The 15,713-nt window shown below is 68.6% G+C and carries 14 protein-coding genes; 5 read left to right on the forward strand and 9 right to left on the reverse strand.

Annotated features, from left to right (window positions below; genetic code table 11):
• Positions 1-117 precede the first annotated feature (117 nt).
• The 3 genes from INR38_RS05100 to INR38_RS05110 are packed head-to-tail and all read left to right on the forward strand — an operon-like array spanning position 118 to position 3,034.
• Complete coding sequence (locus INR38_RS05100) at positions 118-663, forward strand: TRAP transporter small permease (RefSeq protein WP_013804178.1); 546 nt, start codon at positions 118-120, stop codon at positions 661-663.
• Positions 660-1,958, forward strand: coding sequence for a TRAP transporter large permease (locus INR38_RS05105; protein WP_043819923.1), 1,299 nt, complete (start codon positions 660-662; stop codon positions 1,956-1,958). The genes INR38_RS05100 and INR38_RS05105 overlap by 4 nt, the downstream gene beginning before the upstream one ends.
• Positions 1,959-1,990: 32 nt before the next feature.
• The gene (locus tag INR38_RS05110) at positions 1,991-3,034 is read left to right on the forward strand and encodes a DctP family TRAP transporter solute-binding subunit (protein ID WP_065348001.1); all 1,044 of its coding nucleotides are present in this window, start codon (positions 1,991-1,993) and stop codon (positions 3,032-3,034) included.
• 156 nt (positions 3,035-3,190) lie between these two features.
• On the opposite strand, the gene INR38_RS05115 is transcribed toward INR38_RS05110, so the two are convergent.
• Positions 3,191-3,847 carry a TetR/AcrR family transcriptional regulator gene (locus INR38_RS05115; RefSeq protein ID WP_197944971.1) on the reverse strand — a complete coding sequence of 219 codons (657 nt, stop codon included), beginning with the start codon at positions 3,845-3,847 and terminating at the stop codon, positions 3,191-3,193.
• A 131-nt stretch (positions 3,848-3,978) separates the two neighbouring features.
• On the opposite strand from INR38_RS05115, the gene INR38_RS05120 reads away from it, so the two are divergent.
• Complete coding sequence (locus INR38_RS05120; protein WP_207443971.1) at positions 3,979-4,404, forward strand: hypothetical protein; 426 nt, start codon at positions 3,979-3,981, stop codon at positions 4,402-4,404.
• 8 nt (positions 4,405-4,412) lie between these two features.
• Here INR38_RS05120 and INR38_RS05125 read toward each other — a convergent pair whose 3' ends face one another.
• The 7 genes from INR38_RS05125 to INR38_RS05155 all read right to left on the reverse strand — a co-directional run bounded on the left by INR38_RS05125 (position 4,413) and on the right by INR38_RS05155 (position 11,711).
• Positions 4,413-5,360, reverse strand: coding sequence for a 2-hydroxyacid dehydrogenase (locus INR38_RS05125; RefSeq protein WP_207443972.1), 948 nt, complete (start codon positions 5,358-5,360; stop codon positions 4,413-4,415).
• Between the two features lie 106 nt (positions 5,361-5,466).
• Positions 5,467-6,429, reverse strand: a complete 963-nt coding sequence (locus INR38_RS05130; protein ID WP_207443973.1) for a PDR/VanB family oxidoreductase — start codon at positions 6,427-6,429, stop codon at positions 5,467-5,469.
• Between the two features lie 33 nt (positions 6,430-6,462).
• Positions 6,463-7,536, reverse strand: a complete 1,074-nt coding sequence (locus tag INR38_RS05135; RefSeq protein WP_207443974.1) for an aromatic ring-hydroxylating dioxygenase subunit alpha — start codon at positions 7,534-7,536, stop codon at positions 6,463-6,465.
• A gap of 29 nt (positions 7,537-7,565) precedes the next feature.
• Entirely contained in the window at positions 7,566-8,918 is a 1,353-nt protein-coding gene (locus INR38_RS05140) for an MFS transporter (RefSeq protein ID WP_207443977.1), read from the reverse strand.
• 254 nt (positions 8,919-9,172) lie between these two features.
• Entirely contained in the window at positions 9,173-9,646 is a 474-nt protein-coding gene (locus tag INR38_RS05145) for a MarR family transcriptional regulator (RefSeq protein ID WP_012203283.1), read from the reverse strand.
• A 98-nt stretch (positions 9,647-9,744) separates the two neighbouring features.
• Positions 9,745-10,836, reverse strand: coding sequence for an aromatic ring-hydroxylating dioxygenase subunit alpha (locus INR38_RS05150; protein WP_013804187.1), 1,092 nt, complete (start codon positions 10,834-10,836; stop codon positions 9,745-9,747).
• Positions 10,837-10,952: 116 nt separating this feature from the next.
• Positions 10,953-11,711 carry a GntR family transcriptional regulator gene (locus INR38_RS05155; RefSeq protein WP_207443975.1) on the reverse strand — a complete coding sequence of 253 codons (759 nt, stop codon included), beginning with the start codon at positions 11,709-11,711 and terminating at the stop codon, positions 10,953-10,955.
• A gap of 230 nt (positions 11,712-11,941) precedes the next feature.
• Here INR38_RS05155 and INR38_RS05160 point away from each other — a divergent pair, with 230 nt between their 5' ends.
• Positions 11,942-13,834, forward strand: coding sequence for a S9 family peptidase (locus tag INR38_RS05160; RefSeq protein WP_207443978.1), 1,893 nt, complete (start codon positions 11,942-11,944; stop codon positions 13,832-13,834).
• A 52-nt stretch (positions 13,835-13,886) separates the two neighbouring features.
• Here INR38_RS05160 and INR38_RS05165 read toward each other — a convergent pair whose 3' ends face one another.
• Positions 13,887-15,713 carry an ABC transporter ATP-binding protein/permease gene (locus tag INR38_RS05165; RefSeq protein WP_207475781.1) on the reverse strand — a complete coding sequence of 609 codons (1,827 nt, stop codon included), beginning with the start codon at positions 15,711-15,713 and terminating at the stop codon, positions 13,887-13,889.

The raw sequence follows: 15,713 nt of genomic DNA on the forward strand, positions 1-15,713 counted from the left end.
CTGCGCCGCATTTACCCAATGTGACATTTTTTCCTCACGGCCCCCGGCACACGACGCCGAGGAAGCTCAGTGACTGCATCTGCCCCGCCATGTGTAATTTTCTGACTCCCCGCGTCCATGTCATCCCCTCCCACCGAAAACGGCGCCGCTGAGACGCCTTCGCAGCCGGACGAGCCGCGCTCGCTGCGCATCGAGGACTGGCTCACCGTGGTGATCATGGCCCTGCTGGCCCTGATCACCTTCGCCAATGTGCTGGTGCGCTACTTCACTTCCTCCTCCTTCGCCTGGACCGAGGAAATCTCGGTCTTCCTGATGATCCTGCTGGCCATGGTCGCGGGCTCGGCGGCCGTGGCGCGCAACGCCCATATCCGCATCGAGTACTTCGCCGAAGGCGGCAGCGCCCTGCGCAGGAAGCGCCTGGCGCGCTTCGGCACGCTGATGGTGGCCCTACTGTTCGCCGTGATCGCCGCACTGAGCGTGCGCGTGGTCTGGGACGACTACCGGTTCGAGGAAACCTCGCCCGGCATCGGCGTGCCGCAGTGGTGGTATTCGATGTGGCTGCCGATTTGCTCGGCCCTGATCACGGTGCGCGCGCTGCAGCTGTTCCAGCGCCAGGGCCGCCCTGGCGCCTTCGATGACAGCACCGGGGAGAAGGCGCAATGATCGCAACCCTGCTCTTCATCGCCTTCCTGGGCCTGATGTTCCTGGGCGTGCCGATCGGCGCGGCCCTGGGCTTGGCGGGCGCCGCCGCCATCGCGCTGGCAAGCCCCGACACGCAGTGGTTCGGCCTGCTGGCCGTGCCTCAGAACTTCTATGCGGGCCTGGGCAAGTACCCGCTGCTGGCGATTCCGATGTTCGTGCTCGTGGGCTCGATCTTCGACCGCTCTGGCGTGGCGCTGCGCCTGGTGAACTTCGCCGTGGCCATCGTCGGCCGCGGCCCCGGCATGCTGCCCCTGGTGGCGATTGCCGTGGCCATGTTCCTGGGCGGCATCTCGGGCTCGGGCCCGGCCAATGCCGCCGCCGTGGGCGGCGTGATGATCGCGGCCATGAGCCGCGCCGGCTATCCGGGCAGCTTCTCGGCCAGCGTGGTGGGCGCGGCTGCGGCCACCGACATCCTGATCCCGCCGTCCGTGGCCTTCATCATCTACTCGGTGCTGGTGCCCGGCGCCTCGGTGCCGGCGCTGTTTGCGGCCGGCATGATCCCCGGCATCCTGGCCGGCGTGGCGCTGATCATTCCCGCCGTGTGGATGTCGCGCAAGCACAAGATGGGTGCGCTGGAATCGTCCATGCCGCGCCCGCCGTTCTGGCGCAGCCTGCGCGAGGCCTCCTGGGGCCTGGCCGCTCCGGTGCTGATCCTGGGCGGCATGCGCGCCGGCTGGTTCACCCCCACCGAGGCCGCCGTGGTGGCCGTGTTCTACGGCCTGTTCGTGGGCATGGTGATCCACCGCACCATCACGCTGCGCGACCTCTACCCCATCCTGCGCGAGGCCGGCGAGCTGTCGGCCGTGATCCTGCTGGTGGTATCGCTGGCCGGCATCTTCGCGTTCTCGCTGTCCACGCTGGGCGTGATCGATCCGGTGGCCAAGGCCATCGTGGACTCGGGCCTGGGCGAGTACGGCGTGATGGCTCTGCTGATCCTGCTGCTGATCACCGTGGGCATGTTCCTGGACGGCATCTCCATCTTCCTGATCTTCGTGCCGCTGCTGCTGCCGATCATGCAGCACTACAACTGGGACCCGGTGTGGTTCGGCGTCATCCTCACGCTCAAGGTGGCGCTGGGCCAGTTCACGCCGCCGCTGGCCGTGAACCTGATGGTGTCCTGCCGCATCGCGGGCGTGCGCATGGAGTCCACCGTGCGCTGGGTCGGCCCCATGCTGCTGGCCATGTTCCTGGTGATGATCGCCGTGATCGCCTTCCCGCAGCTGGCTCTCTGGCTCCCAGCACGCCTGGGCTACTGATTTCCCAAAAATTCAACAAGGAGACCTTCGCAATGAAACTTCGCACTTTCCTCGCCAGCGGCCTGGCCGCGGCTGCGGCCCTGGCCCTTTCGTCCGCTCCCGCAGTGGCGCAGACTCCGGCCAAGTACAAGAGCGAGTACCGCATGTCGCTGGTGCTGGGCACGGCCTTTCCCTGGGGCAAGGGCGGCGAGATCTGGGCCAACAAGGTGCGCGAGCGCACCAACGGCCGCATCAACATCAAGCTCTACCCGGGCGTGTCCCTGATCCAGGGCGACCAGACGCGCGAATTCAGCGCGCTGCGCCAGGGCGTGATCGACATGGCCGTGGGCTCCACGCTGAACTGGTCGCCCCAGATCAAGGAGCTGAACCTGTTCGCCCTGCCCTTCCTCATGCCCGACTACGCCGCTGCCGACGCGCTCACGCATGGCGAGCCCGGCAAGCGCCTGTTCCAGCGCCTGGAAAAGGCCGGCGTGGTGCCGCTGGCCTGGGGCGAGAACGGCTACCGCGAGATCAGCAACTCCAAGCACGCCATCAAGACCCCTGCCGACCTCAAGGGCCTGAAGATCCGCGTCGTGGGCTCGCCGCTGTTCCTGGACACCTTCACCGCGCTGGGCGCCAACCCCACGCAGATGAGCTGGGCCGATGCCCAGCCCGCCATGGCCAGCGGTGCCGTGGACGGCCAGGAAAACCCCGTGTCGGTCTACATGGCCGCCAAGCTGCAGTCCGTGGGCCAGAAGCATCTGACGCTGTGGGGCTACATCAACGATCCGCTGATCTTCGTGGTCAACAAGGACATCTGGGCCACCTGGACCAAGGAAGACCAGGACATCGTGCGCCAGGCCGCCGTGGACGCCGCCAAGGAGCAGATCGTGATCGCGCGCAAGGGCATGATCGAGGCCGACAAGCCGCTGCTCAAGGACCTGACCGCCAACGGCGTGACCGTGACCCAGCTCACGCCGGCCGAGCGCGAAGCCTTCGTCAAGGCCACGCGCCCTGTCTACGACAAGTGGAAGCAGCAGGTCGGCGCCGACCTGGTGGATGTGGCGGAGAAAGCCATTGCCGCGCGAACTCGTTAGAATGCTATCGGTTGATCGCACACTCCGGTAGAAGCAAAAGGCCCCGCTCTGCGGGGCCTTTTTTTCGCCATCCTCCTGCGCAGGAACGGTCCGGGCCTCCGGCACGCCATCAACGAACGCCAAGCCCCATGATGGCCTCGGCGAATGGAACAGCCTCTATGAGGCAGCAGCGCCGGCGCCCTGCACGCCACCCAGCAACATGTCTGTCCCCATCTCGCACAACAGCTCCTCCAGTGCGCCCGAGGCAATCAGCGGCGAGGCCTCCAGCGAGGCGAAGCGCACCGTGCCCAGCACGGCCCGCGTGGCCACGTAAAGGCGCGCATAGGACAGCGAGGGGCCACCCCAGCGCTGCAGGTGGGCGGCCATGCGCTCGGCGGTCTCGCGCATGGACAGGGCAATGCGCTCGTCACCATCCTGGCGCCAGGCAAAGCGCGCCAGCTTGCGCCGCGCGGGCGTGCGGCCCGCAAAGCCCTCGACGATGCAGGCGACCACGCCGCGCGCCACGGCCTCGCGCGGCAAGCCCTGTTCCGACGCCTGCTCCAGCCAGGTCTCGATGGCCGCGACGGCCGCACGGCGCTGGCCATCGACCATGGCGCGGAAGACTGCCTGCTTGTCGGGGAAGTACTGGTAGAGCGTGCCGATGGAGACGCCTGCGCGCTCGGCAATGCGGTTGGTGGTGAGCGCGGCTTCGCCCTCCTTGACCAGAATCTGAGCTGCTGCCTGAACAATGGCCTGCAGCGTGCGCTGCGCACGGGCCTGCACGGGCTGTCTTCTTCTCTGGGATTCAGTGGTAGCGGAGGTATGGGAGGGCATGCGGCAAAACCTGAGCACAAGGCGAGTTTTCTGCCCGGAGTTTAAGCACTACAGTGGCCGGCCATTGCAGCAAATCCCAAGGAATACACCATGAAGAAGCATCAGCACACCGGCGCGTGGGAAGCCCTGCCGTGAAGGGGGTGCAACTGCTGGCCCTGGCCGCCGCCCTGTTCGACACGGCGGCCGCGCTGGCCCACTTCGCCTGCATCGTCTGGGGGGGACGCGGGCTGCGGCTCATGGGGGCCGGCGAGCGCATGGCGCGCATGGCCGAGGCGGGGCACTGGTATCCGCCGCTGGTGTCGGCGGGCATCGGCGTGGTTCTGTCGCTGCTGGCGGGGTATGCGCTGGCAGGCGCGGGCCTGCTGGGTCCCCTGCCCTTCATGCGCCCGGTGCTGGCCGGGGCCGGCCTGGTGCTGGTGGCGCGGGCCGTGGCCTATCCGTGGCTGAAGCCGCGGTTCCCGGACAACAGCGACCGCTTCTGGCATGTGTCCTCGGCCATCTGCTTGGTCATGGGACTGCTGCACCTGGCAGCAGCTGCCGGGATGGCACAGGGCTGAATCCGGCCTCAGGCCGTGACCGGCGAGACCAGCGGGCGGCCTTCCAGGTGGCAGCGCATGTTGGCGATGAAGCGGTCCACCGAGGCCTGCACGGCTTCGGGCGACCAGCCGCCCACATGGGGCGTGAGCACCACGGCGTCCAGGTCCAGCAGTTCGGCCGGGGGCGCGGGTTCGCTTTCGTAGACATCCAGGCCCGCTCCGGCAAGGCGGCCTTCGCGCACGGCGGCGGCCAGGGCGGCGGTATCGACCACGCTGCCGCGCGCGATATTGACCAGATGGCCCTGCGGGCCCAGCGCATCCAGCACCTGCGTGTTGATGAGGTGGCGCGTGCCCGGGCCGCCCGGCGTGGCGACCAGCAGCACATCGGCCCATTGCGCCAGGGACAGCAGATCGCCGAAGTAGCGGTGTGGCAGCTCGCTGCGCTGGCTGCGGTTGTGGTAGCCGATCTCCATCTCGAAGCCCAGCGCGCGCTGGGCGATCTTGGTGCCGATGGCGCCCATGCCCAGGACGCCCAGGCGCTTGTGCGAGACATTGGGCGGCAGCGGCATGGCAGTGCGCCAGACGCCGTCGCGCGTGGCGCGGTCCAGGCGCACCAGGCCGCGCACGGAGGCGATCAGCAGGCCCATGGCGTGGTCGGCCACGCAGTCGTCATTGGTGCCCGCGCCATTGCCCACGGCAATGCCATGGGCCTGCGCATGGGCGACATCGATGTTCTCGTAGCCCGCGCCCAGCGCGCAGACCAGCCTGAGGGCCGGCATGCGCTGCATCTGCGCGGCCGACAGGCCGATGGAGCCGATGGTCAGCACGGCCTGGATGCGTGCGCCGTGCTCGGCGAGAGCCGCCTCGCATTGGCTGGCGTCGGGCGCGTAGAGCAGGTCGAAGGAGGGAAAGGCCTGGGCCATCTGGCGCAGATGGCCTTCGGCGTTGAAGTTCAGGACAAGCAGGGCAGGTTGCATGGCGAAAGAGCGGCGCCCGCTGCCGCAGGGAAATCAGCGGCTTCAACGGGCTGTGGGCAAGGGGAAACCCATTGTCCACCCGCCAGGGGCCCTGCGCGGTGCCGCCCTACAGGTCCAGCACCAGCCGGGCGGATTTGGCGCGCGAGCAGCAGGGCAGGAACTGGTCGCAGGCGGCCTGCTCGTCTTCGGTCAGGTACATGTCGCGGTGCTCGGGCTCGCCCGAGAGCACACGCGTGAGGCAGGTGCCGCACACGCCCTGCTCGCACGAGGTCTGCACCTCCACGCCGATGCCGGCCAGCGCCTGGACGACGGTCTGCTCGGGCGCCACGCGCACCACCTGGCCGGTGCTGGCGATCTCGATCTCGAACCCGGCATCGCCCTCGCGCTGCACGGCCTCGCCCGCGAAGAACTCGTAGTGCAGGCTGTCCTCGCCCCAGCCCGACGCGCGGGCATGGCCCAGGGCCGCGTCCATGAAGCCGCGCGGGCCGCAGACATACAGGTGCAGGCCCGCCTGCGGGGCGCCGAGCAGCTGCGCCATGTCGAGCGCGCCCTCGCCATCCACATGCAGGTGCACGCGGTCGGCCCAGGGCATGGACTGCAGCAGGGCCGTGAAGGCCATGCGCTCGCGCGAACGCGCGCAGTAGTGCAGTTCAAAGTCGGCACCCTCGCGCGCCAGCTGGCGCGCCATGGCCAGCACGGGCGTGATGCCTATGCCGCCGGCCAGCAGCAGATGCCGTGCAGGCCCGCCCGCATGCAGCGCGAAGTGGTTGCGCGGCGCGCCGATGGCGATCTGCTGGCCTTCCTGCACCTGTTCGTGCACGGCGGCCGAGCCGCCGCGCGAGGCGGCCTCGCGCAGCACGCCGACCACGTAGCGACCCGTGTCCTGCGGGTCGTTGCACAGCGAGTACTGGCGCACCAGGCCGCCGGGCAGGTGCAGGTCGATGTGCGAGCCGGCCGTGAAGGCGGGCAGGCTTTCGCCGTCCAGCGGCACGAGTTCAAGGCTGCAGATGTCCTGCGCCTCGGCGCATTTGCGCGCGACGCGCACCTGGAGGATGGGGTTGGCTTGCATGGGAAAAACGTGGGAATGGAGGGGTTCGGAAAATCAGGCCGCCGCCAGCGCACGGGCGCTGGCCTCGCGTAGCCGGCTGATCACGCGGCGCGCGCGGTTGGGGCCGGCATCCACGTGGATGTCGATGACGGGGCGCGCGCCAAAGCGCTGCTGGTTGCGGAACTGGGCCTCGATGACGACCTTGTCCTCCTCGAAGGTGGCGGCCGTCTGGTCGATCACCAGGCGCGTGGTGTCCTGCATGTCCGGATGCGGGTTGGTGGCAATGGTCCAGAAGTAGTGGGCCGAATGCTCGGTCTCCGGCGTCACGCCGTGAAAGCCCCGCATGTGAAAGCCTTCGCGCTGCGGGTCGTCCAGCTGCCCGCTGCCTGCGTCCATGGCACCGGTCCAGATGCGCACATGCGAGGGGTGGAACTCCACCTCCTGCCAGCGGTCGATGCGGCCCGCGAACGGCCAGGCCGCCGCATAGGTGGGCGGCGGGTCGGAGTCGGGCATCCAGCGCAGCACGGTGACGCTGTCGCCCTCCTGGCGCACCTTGAGCTCGGCATTCATGTGGACGCCGGCATTGCCGCCAATGGTCTTGAGGTGCACATAGCCCAGGTGGCTGAGGTCCAGCAGGTTGTCGTGGATGAGCTGGTAGGGCGCGTCGTAGTGGTAGACATCGCCGCCGAAGCGGTAGCGCGCATCGCCGTGCACGGGATAGGCGGGCGGCTCCTGCGCGGGCACGGAATCGGGCGTGGCGCCCATCCAGATCCAGAGGATCTGGTCACGCTCGCGCAGGTCGAAGGACTTGACGCAGGCCTTGGGCGGTATGCGCTGCTGGCCCGGAATCTCCAGGCACTGCCCGGCGCGGTCGAACAGCAGGCCGTGGTAGCCGCAGCGCAGGCCGCGCGCCTCCACCGTGCCGCAGGACAGCGGCAGCTCGCGGTGGCAGCAGCGGTCTTCCAGCGCGGCGACGCTGCCATCGGGCGTGCGGAACAGCACGACGGGCCGGCCCAGCAGGGTGCGCGCCAGTGGCGCGTCCTGCAGCTCCCAGGCAAAGCCGGCGACATACCACTGGTCCAGCGGAAAGGCGGGCACAGGTGAGGGTGCGGTGGTGCATTCGGTCATGGTTTCTCTTTCCTGTCTGCGGTTCGTGGTCAATGCGCCGACAGCGCGCGGCCTGCAGCTGCGGGCCTGCCGGCTTCGGGCCCCTGCAGCCGGTGCAGCGATACGATGCAGGCCGCGAACACGAAGGCCGCGCCATAGCCCACGTACAGCTGGCTGGCCGACCAGGAGGCGTCGAGCAGCGAGCCCGCGACCATGGGCGAGACGATGGCGCCGATGCGCCCTATGCCTATGCCCCAGCCCACGCCGGTCACGCGCACCTCGCCGCCATAGACCATGGGCGCGATGGCATAGAGCCCGGCCACGCAGCCGTTGACGAAGACGCCAATCAGGAAGGCCAGCGCATACGACAGCAGCAGCGAGCCCGGATTGCTCACGATGAAGCACAGCAGCACGGCCGTGGCCAGCATGAAGCCGGCCAGTGCGCGGTGCACGGGATAGCGCGCCGCCAGCAGGCCAAGCAAGGTGGCGCCCAGGATGCCGCCCAGGCTCAGCAGCACCCCGCCGGTCACGCCCTGCTCGGGCGTGAGGCCCGAGGCGGCCAGCAGCTTGGGCGTCCAGCTCATGACGAAGTAAAAGCCGAACATCACCGCGAAGAACGACAGCCAGACCAGCAGCGTGGGCCGGCGCAGGCCCGGCGCGAACAGCTGCAGCGGCCCCCGCCGCACCGGCCCCGCCGATGCGGGCGCGGCAGGCGGCAGCGCCACCAGCGTGGGCAAGCCCAGCCGGCCGACCAGGGCGTTGAGCCGCTGCAGCGCGCCGGCCGGGCGCCGCGCCAGCAGGAAGTCCATGGATTCCGGCAGGCGCCACCAGGCCAGGACCAGCACGCCCAGCGTCACGCAGCCGCCGAACAGGAAGACGGCGCGCCAGTCATGGCGCCCCAGCAGCCACACCGCGATGGAGCCGCCAATGCTGGCGCCCAACGCATAGCCCGTGGACTGCAGGGTGACGGCCAGGCTGCGCCAGCGCTGCGAGGCGTATTCGCTGGCAATCACGTTGCTGCAGGCCAGGATGCCACCCACGCCCAGGCCCGTGAGCACGCGCAGCGCCGCAAGCTGGATGGCGCTGTGGCTGAAGGCCGAGCCCAGCATGCCCACGCCCGAGAGGGCCAGGCAGGCCAGGATCAGCGGCCGGCGGCCCAGCCGGTCGGCCCAGGGCGCGATCAGCAGCGATCCGCCCGCCATGCCGAACAGGCCCGCACTGAGCAGAAAGCCCAGCTGGGCGCCGCTGAGCTGCCAGTGCGCCGACACGGCCGAGGCCGTGAAGGCCATGACCAGGACGTCGAAGCCGTCGATCATGTTGAGCACCATGCACAGGGCTATGACCGACCACTGGAAGCGCGTCATCGGCCGCTGGTCGACGCTTGCACGCAGGTCGGCGCTCATGGCCGCAGCTCCCGCAACGGGCAGTTGGACGATGCGGCGGCGCAAGGCCGCTGCAGCCATGGGACAGGGGTAGAGGCAGTCATCGTGGGTCTCCTTGGGTTGAAGCTCTGTGGGAGCTTTCTTGTGTTCTCAGCACATCATTACGTATGCTGAATGTGATTCAGTTTACTGAATGAAAATCTGCACCAGATACCGGGATTTCCCCGATCAGGCGGGGCCGCGCAGACGCGGACGCGGAGGCGGCCGAGCCGCCGTCAGTCGGATGAGGAAGCGTCGAGGGTGTCGCGTGCGTCGTGCAGCTGCACGAACTTGCGCAGCAGGCGCTTGAACTCGGCCTGCTCTTGGGGTTCGAGCGCGGCCAGCATGCGCTCGTGCAGTTCGTGGACATTGGGCACGAAGCCGGCCAGCATGGTCTCGCCCTCGGCCGTGAGCGTCAGGCGCCGCTGGCGCCGGGGCAGGATCTCGCGCAGCACCCAGCCCTTGGCCTCCAGGCGCGCCGCGATGTCGGCCGTGGTGGAGTTGTCCAGCGCCACCAGCCGCGCCAGCGTCACCTGGTCGATGCCCGGCTTTTCCTGCAGCATGCGCAGGATGGCGTACTGCACGGGCGTCACGTCCGGCCCCAGCACGTCGCGGAACAGCTGCGCCGCGATCTGCTGCGCGCGCCGGATCAGGTGGCCCGGCTGGTCGTAGAGGTCGATGGAAAGCGGATCGGAGGCGGAGTGGACCATCGGTGGCGGCAGGCCTTGCGGCCCTGGGGTTGAAGCCCGCCGAGGTTACCCCATCCCCGGCGCCGCCCGCGCCTGCTGGCCTGGCCATGCCGGCAGCCTCAGGCCACGGCGGCGGCAGGCTGGGCCGCTGCTGCGGCCACCGCCGCCGCCTGCTGCTCCTGCGCAATCCATTTGTCGATGACCTTGCGCGACTGCACGCCGCCCGCATCGATGTTGAGCTTGAGCAGCTTGCGGTCGGGGTGGGCACTGAGGTTGCGCTGCTGCAGCTCCAGCATCTGCAGGTCTTCGCTGAAGATCTTGTGCTGGCCCTCGCGGATGCGGTCGGTGACTTCGGCATCGCCCGGATTGAAGCGGCGCGCCATGCCCCAGAAGTACCACATGGATTCCTCGGTCTCGGGCGTGATGAAGTCCACCACCATGCTGTAGACCTTGTGCTCGTCGGGCGCGTCGTAGCCGCCGTGGCCTGCATGGGCCACGCCGACCTCGATCAGCACATGGCTGGGCGGGGTGAAGCGGCAGACCTGCCAGCGGTCCACGGGCACCTCGTCGGCCAGGCCGTTGCTGCGCAGCGCCATCTTCCAGAACGGGGGGGCGGGGATGTCGTTCATGAAGCGGCTGGTGACGACCTCGACATCGGCGCCCTCGCCGCGCGTCTCGGTCTTGCAGGGCGTCTCGTCGATCTCGGCCTGGCCGATGGAGCTGGCGTGCACATAGGTCTCGTGCGTCAGGTCCATGAGGTTGTCGATCATCAGCCGGTAGTCGGCCTGGATGTGGAACATGCCGCCGCCGTAGGCCCATTCGGGGTTGTCGTGCCAGGGCAGCTTCGGAATCAGGGCGGCATCGGCCAGCGCCTTGTCGCCAGGCCAGACCCAGATGAAGCCATGGCGCTCCTCGACGGGATAGCTGCGGATCTCGGGAAAGCCGCGCACGCGCTGGCCCGGCATGGCAATGGTCTTGCCGTCGCAGCCCATCTCCAGCCCGTGGTAGCCGCAGACCAGCTTGCCCTCGCAGACAAAGCCCAGCGACAGGGGCGCGCCGCGGTGCGGGCAGAAATCCTCCACGGCGGCAACGCCGTGCTGCGCGCGGTAGAACGCGATGCGCTCGCCGCAGATGCGACGGCCCAGCGGCTTGTCCTGGATCTCGTCGGACGTGGCGGCCACGTACCAGGTGTTCTTGGGGAATGTGCTCACGGGGGGTCTCCTTTATGGGTGGGGTCCGCAGTCCTTGGCGCTGCGGTGGCTGGGGCACGGGCGGCCGAGGCCGCCGGCGCGTATCAAGCGCAGATCAAGCGCGAATCAGACTCGAATCAGGCTCGGATCAACTGCACGCCAGGAACCGCATGGCTGCCGGGCTCGCTCACGGCCTCGCGCAGGTTGCGGCGCGCGATGCGCGAGTGCTCCTTCATCAGCGCCTCGGCCCGGGCGCCTTCGCGTGCGGCAATGGCGTCCAGCACCTGGCGGTGCTGGTCCTGGGCCACCATCAGGCTGTGGCGCGCACGCGGCGATTCGGCCCGAGCCAGCACAAAGCCCGAAGGCGAGGCGAAGGGCATGCGCACCACGCGCTCCAGCTCGCGCTGCATGACGCTGCTGCCGGCCATGGAGTGCAGCAGGTCGTGGAATTCGGAGTTCAGCGCCACATAGCGCGAGAAGGCCTCATCGCCCCAGTCGGCCGTCTCCAGCACACGGTCGATCGCGTCCAGGCAGCGGCCGGCCTGCGCCAGCAGCGGTTCGGCCACGCCGCGCTCGGCCGCCCAGCGCGCGGCCAGGCCTTCCAGCGTGCCGCGCAGTTCGATGGCATCGGCCACATCGGCCTCGGAGAACAGCCGCACGCGGTAGCCGCGCCCGCCGGCCATGGCTTCGAGCAGGCCTTCCTGCTCCAGCCGCATCAGCGCGGCGCGCACCGGCGTGCGCGAGATGCCCAGGCGCTGCACCACGGTCAGCTCGGCGATGCGCTCGCCTGCGGGCAGTTCGCCCGCAAGAATCATCTCGCGCAGTTGCAGCTGGGCCTTGATGACCTGGGAGTGGCTTTCCGCTTCGGAGGCGGCGGGGGAAAGCTGGGGGCTCATGGGGCTTTGTCTGGATGGAATGGCGTGAATGTATACATCCAAGGCGATTCATGGTGCATTTTTCCGCAAAAACACGGGAAAACACTAATCAAATGTATACAACCAATCCCGGCAAAGACAGTGACCCGCCTGTTTGTATACATCGCCATGGCATCATGGCCGGCTCCCTTTTTCCCCTGCCGCTGCAACCCAGGAGGTCACCCTTGCCGACGTTTTCCCGACACCCCGCCATGGCCGCCCACATCCTCAACCTGGCACGGGATGCCAGCGCCGATGCGCAGGCTCCGCAGGCCTATCCGATCAAGGACTTCTTCCGCAATCCGGAGCGCGGCTTCTTCCGCCTGGCCGATGACGGAAGCATGCTGGGCTTCATGCAGCCCGTCAGCGTGGATGGCCATCCGGCGCGCATGAACATCCATGTGCAGGCGCTGGAGGGCAGCACCCCTGTGGGCGAGCCGCGCCGCATCACGGCCGAGACCGAGCGCGACATCAGCAACTTCTTCTGGAAGGGCTCGGATGTGGTGCTCTACCAGAAGGACTTCGGCGGCGACGAGAACTTCCATGTGCTGGCGGTCAACGCGCGCAGCGGCGAAGCCACCGACCTGACGCCCTGGGACGGCGTGCGCGCCAGCATCGAGGACGATCTGGAAGACGACCCCGACCATGTGCTGATCAGCCACAACCAGCGCGATGCCGAGGTCTTCGACGTGTACCGCGTGAATGTGCACACGGGCGCGGCGCAACTGGTGGCGCAGAACCCCGGCAACATCGTCGGCTGGCAGACCGACCATGCGGGCCGCGTGCGGGCCGCCGTGGCCAGCGACGGCCTGAACAGCGCCCTGCTCTACCGCGACGACGAGGCCGGCGAGTTCCAGTCCCTGATCACCACCGACTACCGCACCAGCGTCAGCCCGGCCTTCTTCACCTTCGATGACCGCAAGCTCTACGCCCTGTCCAACCGGGGCCGCGACAAGCTGGCCCTGGTGGTCATCGACCCGGCCCGGCCCGACGAGGAAGAGGAAATCTTCGTGCCCGAAGAAGTCGATCTGGGCGCGGCGGCCTATTCACGCAAGCGCCGCGTGCTGACCCTGGCCGCCTACCAGACCGACAAGCCGCAGTACCGCTTCTTCGATGCCGAGACCGAAGCCCTGTACGGCCGGCTGGCCGCGCAGCTGCCGGGCTACGACTTCGCCATCCAGGGCGCCAACCGCGCCGAGGACAAGTTCATCGTCGCCGCCTTCAACGACCGCACGCCGGGCGCGCGCTACATCTACGACGCGGCCGCCGACGCGCTGACCAAGCTGGCCGACATCAACCCGGCCATTCCCGAGTCCGCCATGTCGCGCGTGCAGCCCGTCAGCTACACCAGCCGCGACGGCCTGACCATCCACGGCTACCTGACCCTGCCGGCCGGCCGCGAGCCCAGGAACCTGGCCTGCATCATCAACCCGCACGGCGGCCCCTGGGCCCGCGACGGCTGGGGCTACAACCCCGAGGTGCAGTTCCTCGCCAACCGGGGGTTCTGCGTGCTGCAGGTGAATTTCCGGGGCTCCACGGGCTATGGCCGCGCGTTCTGGGAAGCGGGATTCGGCCAGTGGGGCCTGAAGATGCAGGACGACATCACGGACGGCGTGCACTGGCTGATCGACCAGGGCATTGCCGACCCTGCGCGCATCGGCATCTACGGCGGCAGCTATGGCGGCTATGCCACGCTGGCCGGCGTGGCCTTCACGCCCGACCTGTATGCGGCGGCCGTGGACTATGTGGGCGTGTCCAACCTGTTCACCTTCATGAAGACCATTCCGCCCTACTGGAAGCCGCTGCTGGACCAGATGCACGCCATGGTGGGCGATCCCGAGCGCGACAGGGAGCGCCTGGCCGCCACCTCGCCGGCCCTGCATGTGGACCGCATCAAGGCGCCGCTGTTCATCGCCCAGGGCGCGCGCGATCCGCGCGTGAACAAGGACGAGAGCGACCAGGTGGTGAAGGCGCTGCGCGAGCGCGGCGTCGAGGTGCAGTACATGGTCAAGGACAACGAGGGCCACGGCTTTCACAACGACGAGAACAAGTTCGAGTTCTACGAGGCCATGGAGCAGTTCCTGGTCACGCACCTCAAGCCCTGAAGCCGTCCAGGCGCCCGGCCACCCGGCCGCCCGGTCCCTCGGCCGCCCCGCGCTACAGCACGGCGGGCTCCCCGCTTTGCTGCAGCGCCCACATGTCCGCATAGCGCCCGCCCGCCGCGACCAGCTGGGCGTGGGTGCCGCGCTCGACGATGCGGCCCGCATCCATGACCAGGATCTCGTGCGCATCGACCACGGTGGACAGGCGGTGGGCAATCACCAGCGCCGTCTTGTTGCGCGCGGCGCTTTGCAGCTCCGCCTGGATGGCGCGCTCGTTGGCCGAGTCCAGCGCCGAGGTCGCCTCGTCAAAGATCAGGATGGGCGGGTCCTTGAGCAGGGTGCGCGCAATCGCCACCCGCTGCTTTTCGCCGCCCGACAGCTTGAGGCCGCGCTCGCCCACGCGCGTGGCATAGCCCTGGGGCGTGGCCTCGATGAAGTCGTGGATGCGCGCGGCGCGCGCGGCCGCCACCACCTGGTCGCGACTGGCGCCGGGGCGGCCGTAGGCGATGTTGTATTCCACCGTGTCGTTGAACAGCACCGTGTCCTGCGGCACGATGCCCACGGCGCCGCGCACGCTGTCCTGGGTCAGCTCGCGCAGGTCGCACCCGGCGATGCGCACATGGCCGGACTGCACGTCGTAGAAGCGGAAGATCAGCCGCGCCAGCGTGCTCTTGCCCGAGCCCGATGGGCCGACCACAGCCACGGTCTTGCCGGCCGGAATGGTGAAGCTCACGTCCTTGAGGATGGGCCGCTCGGGGTCATAGGCGAAGTCCACATGCTCGAAGCGCAGCTCGGGCGGTGCGCCGTCGGCCGGCAAGGGCCGGGCGCCGGGCGCGTCGGCCACCTCGCGCTCCTTGTCCATGAGGGTGAACATGCGCTCCAGGTCGGTCAGGCTCTGCTTGATCTCGCGGTAGATCACGCCCAGAAAGCCCAGCGGGATGTAGAGCTGGATCATGAAGGCGTTGACCATGACCAGGTCGCCCAGCGACAGCCGCCCGTCCACCACACCCTGCGTGGCGCGCCAGAGGATGGCGACCAGGGCCGTGGCGATGATCAGCTGCTGCCCGCAGTTGAGCATGCTCAGCGTGGTCTGGCTCTTGAGGCGCACGCGGCGCAGCGCCTCCAGGTTCTCGTCATAGCGCCGCGCCTCGAAGCCCTCGTTGCCGAAGTACTTGACGGTCTCGTAGTTCAGCAGCGAGTCGATGGCCTTGGTGTGCGCCGCCGACTCCTGGGCATTGGCCTCGCGCCGAAAGCGCGTGCGCCACTCGGTCACCGTGACGGTGAACGTGATGTAGAACACCAGCGCCGCCAGCGTGATGACCGCGAACCAGATATCGAAGCGCAGCGCCAGGATGCCCAGCACCAGCGCCATCTCGATGAAGGTGGGCAGGATGCTGTAGAGCGAATACGAGATCAGCGACTCGGTGCTGCGCACGCCGCGCTCGATGTCGCGCGTCATGCCGCCGGTCTGGCGCTCCAGGTGAAAGCGCAGGCTCAGCGCATGCAGGTGCTCGAAGGTGGACAGCGCAATCGCCCGCGAGGCGCCCTGCGTGGCCTTGGCAAAGACCAGGTCGCGCAGCTCGGTGAACAGCGAACTGGAAAAGCGCAGCAGCCCGTAGGCCAGCAACAGGGCCACGGGCACGACGAGCACCGCGCGGGCGTCGCCGGCCTTCAGATCCAGCGCATCGACCAGGTGCTTGAGCAGCACCGGCACGCCCACGTTGGCGAGCTTGGCCCCGATCATGAAGCCCAGCGCCGCCAGCACGCGCCACTTGTATTGCCACAGGTAGGGCAGCAGGCGCCGCAGCGCGTTCCAGTCCCGCGACGGTGCCGGGGTTGGGACTAAGGGTAAATCCGTAGGGGAAGCGCTCTCGCGTCGCAT

Source organism: Delftia sp. SD018 (assembly GCF_017355445.1).
GTDB classification, from domain to species: Bacteria; Pseudomonadota; Gammaproteobacteria; order Burkholderiales; family Burkholderiaceae_C; genus Comamonas; species Comamonas acidovorans.

Excerpts from the sequence above, each read along its gene's own strand:
- INR38_RS05105 (WP_043819923.1), top strand. The coding sequence starts at position 660 with ATGATCGCAACCCTGCTCTTCATCGCCTTCCTGGGCCTGATGTTCCTG.
- INR38_RS05100 (WP_013804178.1), top strand. The coding sequence starts at position 118 with ATGTCATCCCCTCCCACCGAAAACGGCGCCGCTGAGACGCCTTCGCAG.
- INR38_RS05115 (WP_197944971.1), bottom strand. The coding sequence starts at position 3,847 with ATGCCCTCCCATACCTCCGCTACCACTGAATCCCAGAGAAGAAGACAG.
- INR38_RS05110 (WP_065348001.1), top strand. The coding sequence starts at position 1,991 with ATGAAACTTCGCACTTTCCTCGCCAGCGGCCTGGCCGCGGCTGCGGCC.
- INR38_RS05135 (WP_207443974.1), bottom strand. The coding sequence starts at position 7,536 with ATGACCGAATGCACCACCGCACCCTCACCTGTGCCCGCCTTTCCGCTG.
- INR38_RS05130 (WP_207443973.1), bottom strand. The coding sequence starts at position 6,429 with ATGCAAGCCAACCCCATCCTCCAGGTGCGCGTCGCGCGCAAATGCGCC.
- INR38_RS05160 (WP_207443978.1), top strand. The coding sequence starts at position 11,942 with ATGGCCGCCCACATCCTCAACCTGGCACGGGATGCCAGCGCCGATGCG.
- INR38_RS05165 (WP_207475781.1), bottom strand. The coding sequence starts at position 15,713 with ATGCGACGCGAGAGCGCTTCCCCTACGGATTTACCCTTAGTCCCAACC.
- INR38_RS05145 (WP_012203283.1), bottom strand. The coding sequence starts at position 9,646 with ATGGTCCACTCCGCCTCCGATCCGCTTTCCATCGACCTCTACGACCAG.
- INR38_RS05140 (WP_207443977.1), bottom strand. The coding sequence starts at position 8,918 with ATGAGCGCCGACCTGCGTGCAAGCGTCGACCAGCGGCCGATGACGCGC.
- INR38_RS05125 (WP_207443972.1), bottom strand. The coding sequence starts at position 5,360 with ATGCAACCTGCCCTGCTTGTCCTGAACTTCAACGCCGAAGGCCATCTG.
- INR38_RS05155 (WP_207443975.1), bottom strand. The coding sequence starts at position 11,711 with ATGAGCCCCCAGCTTTCCCCCGCCGCCTCCGAAGCGGAAAGCCACTCC.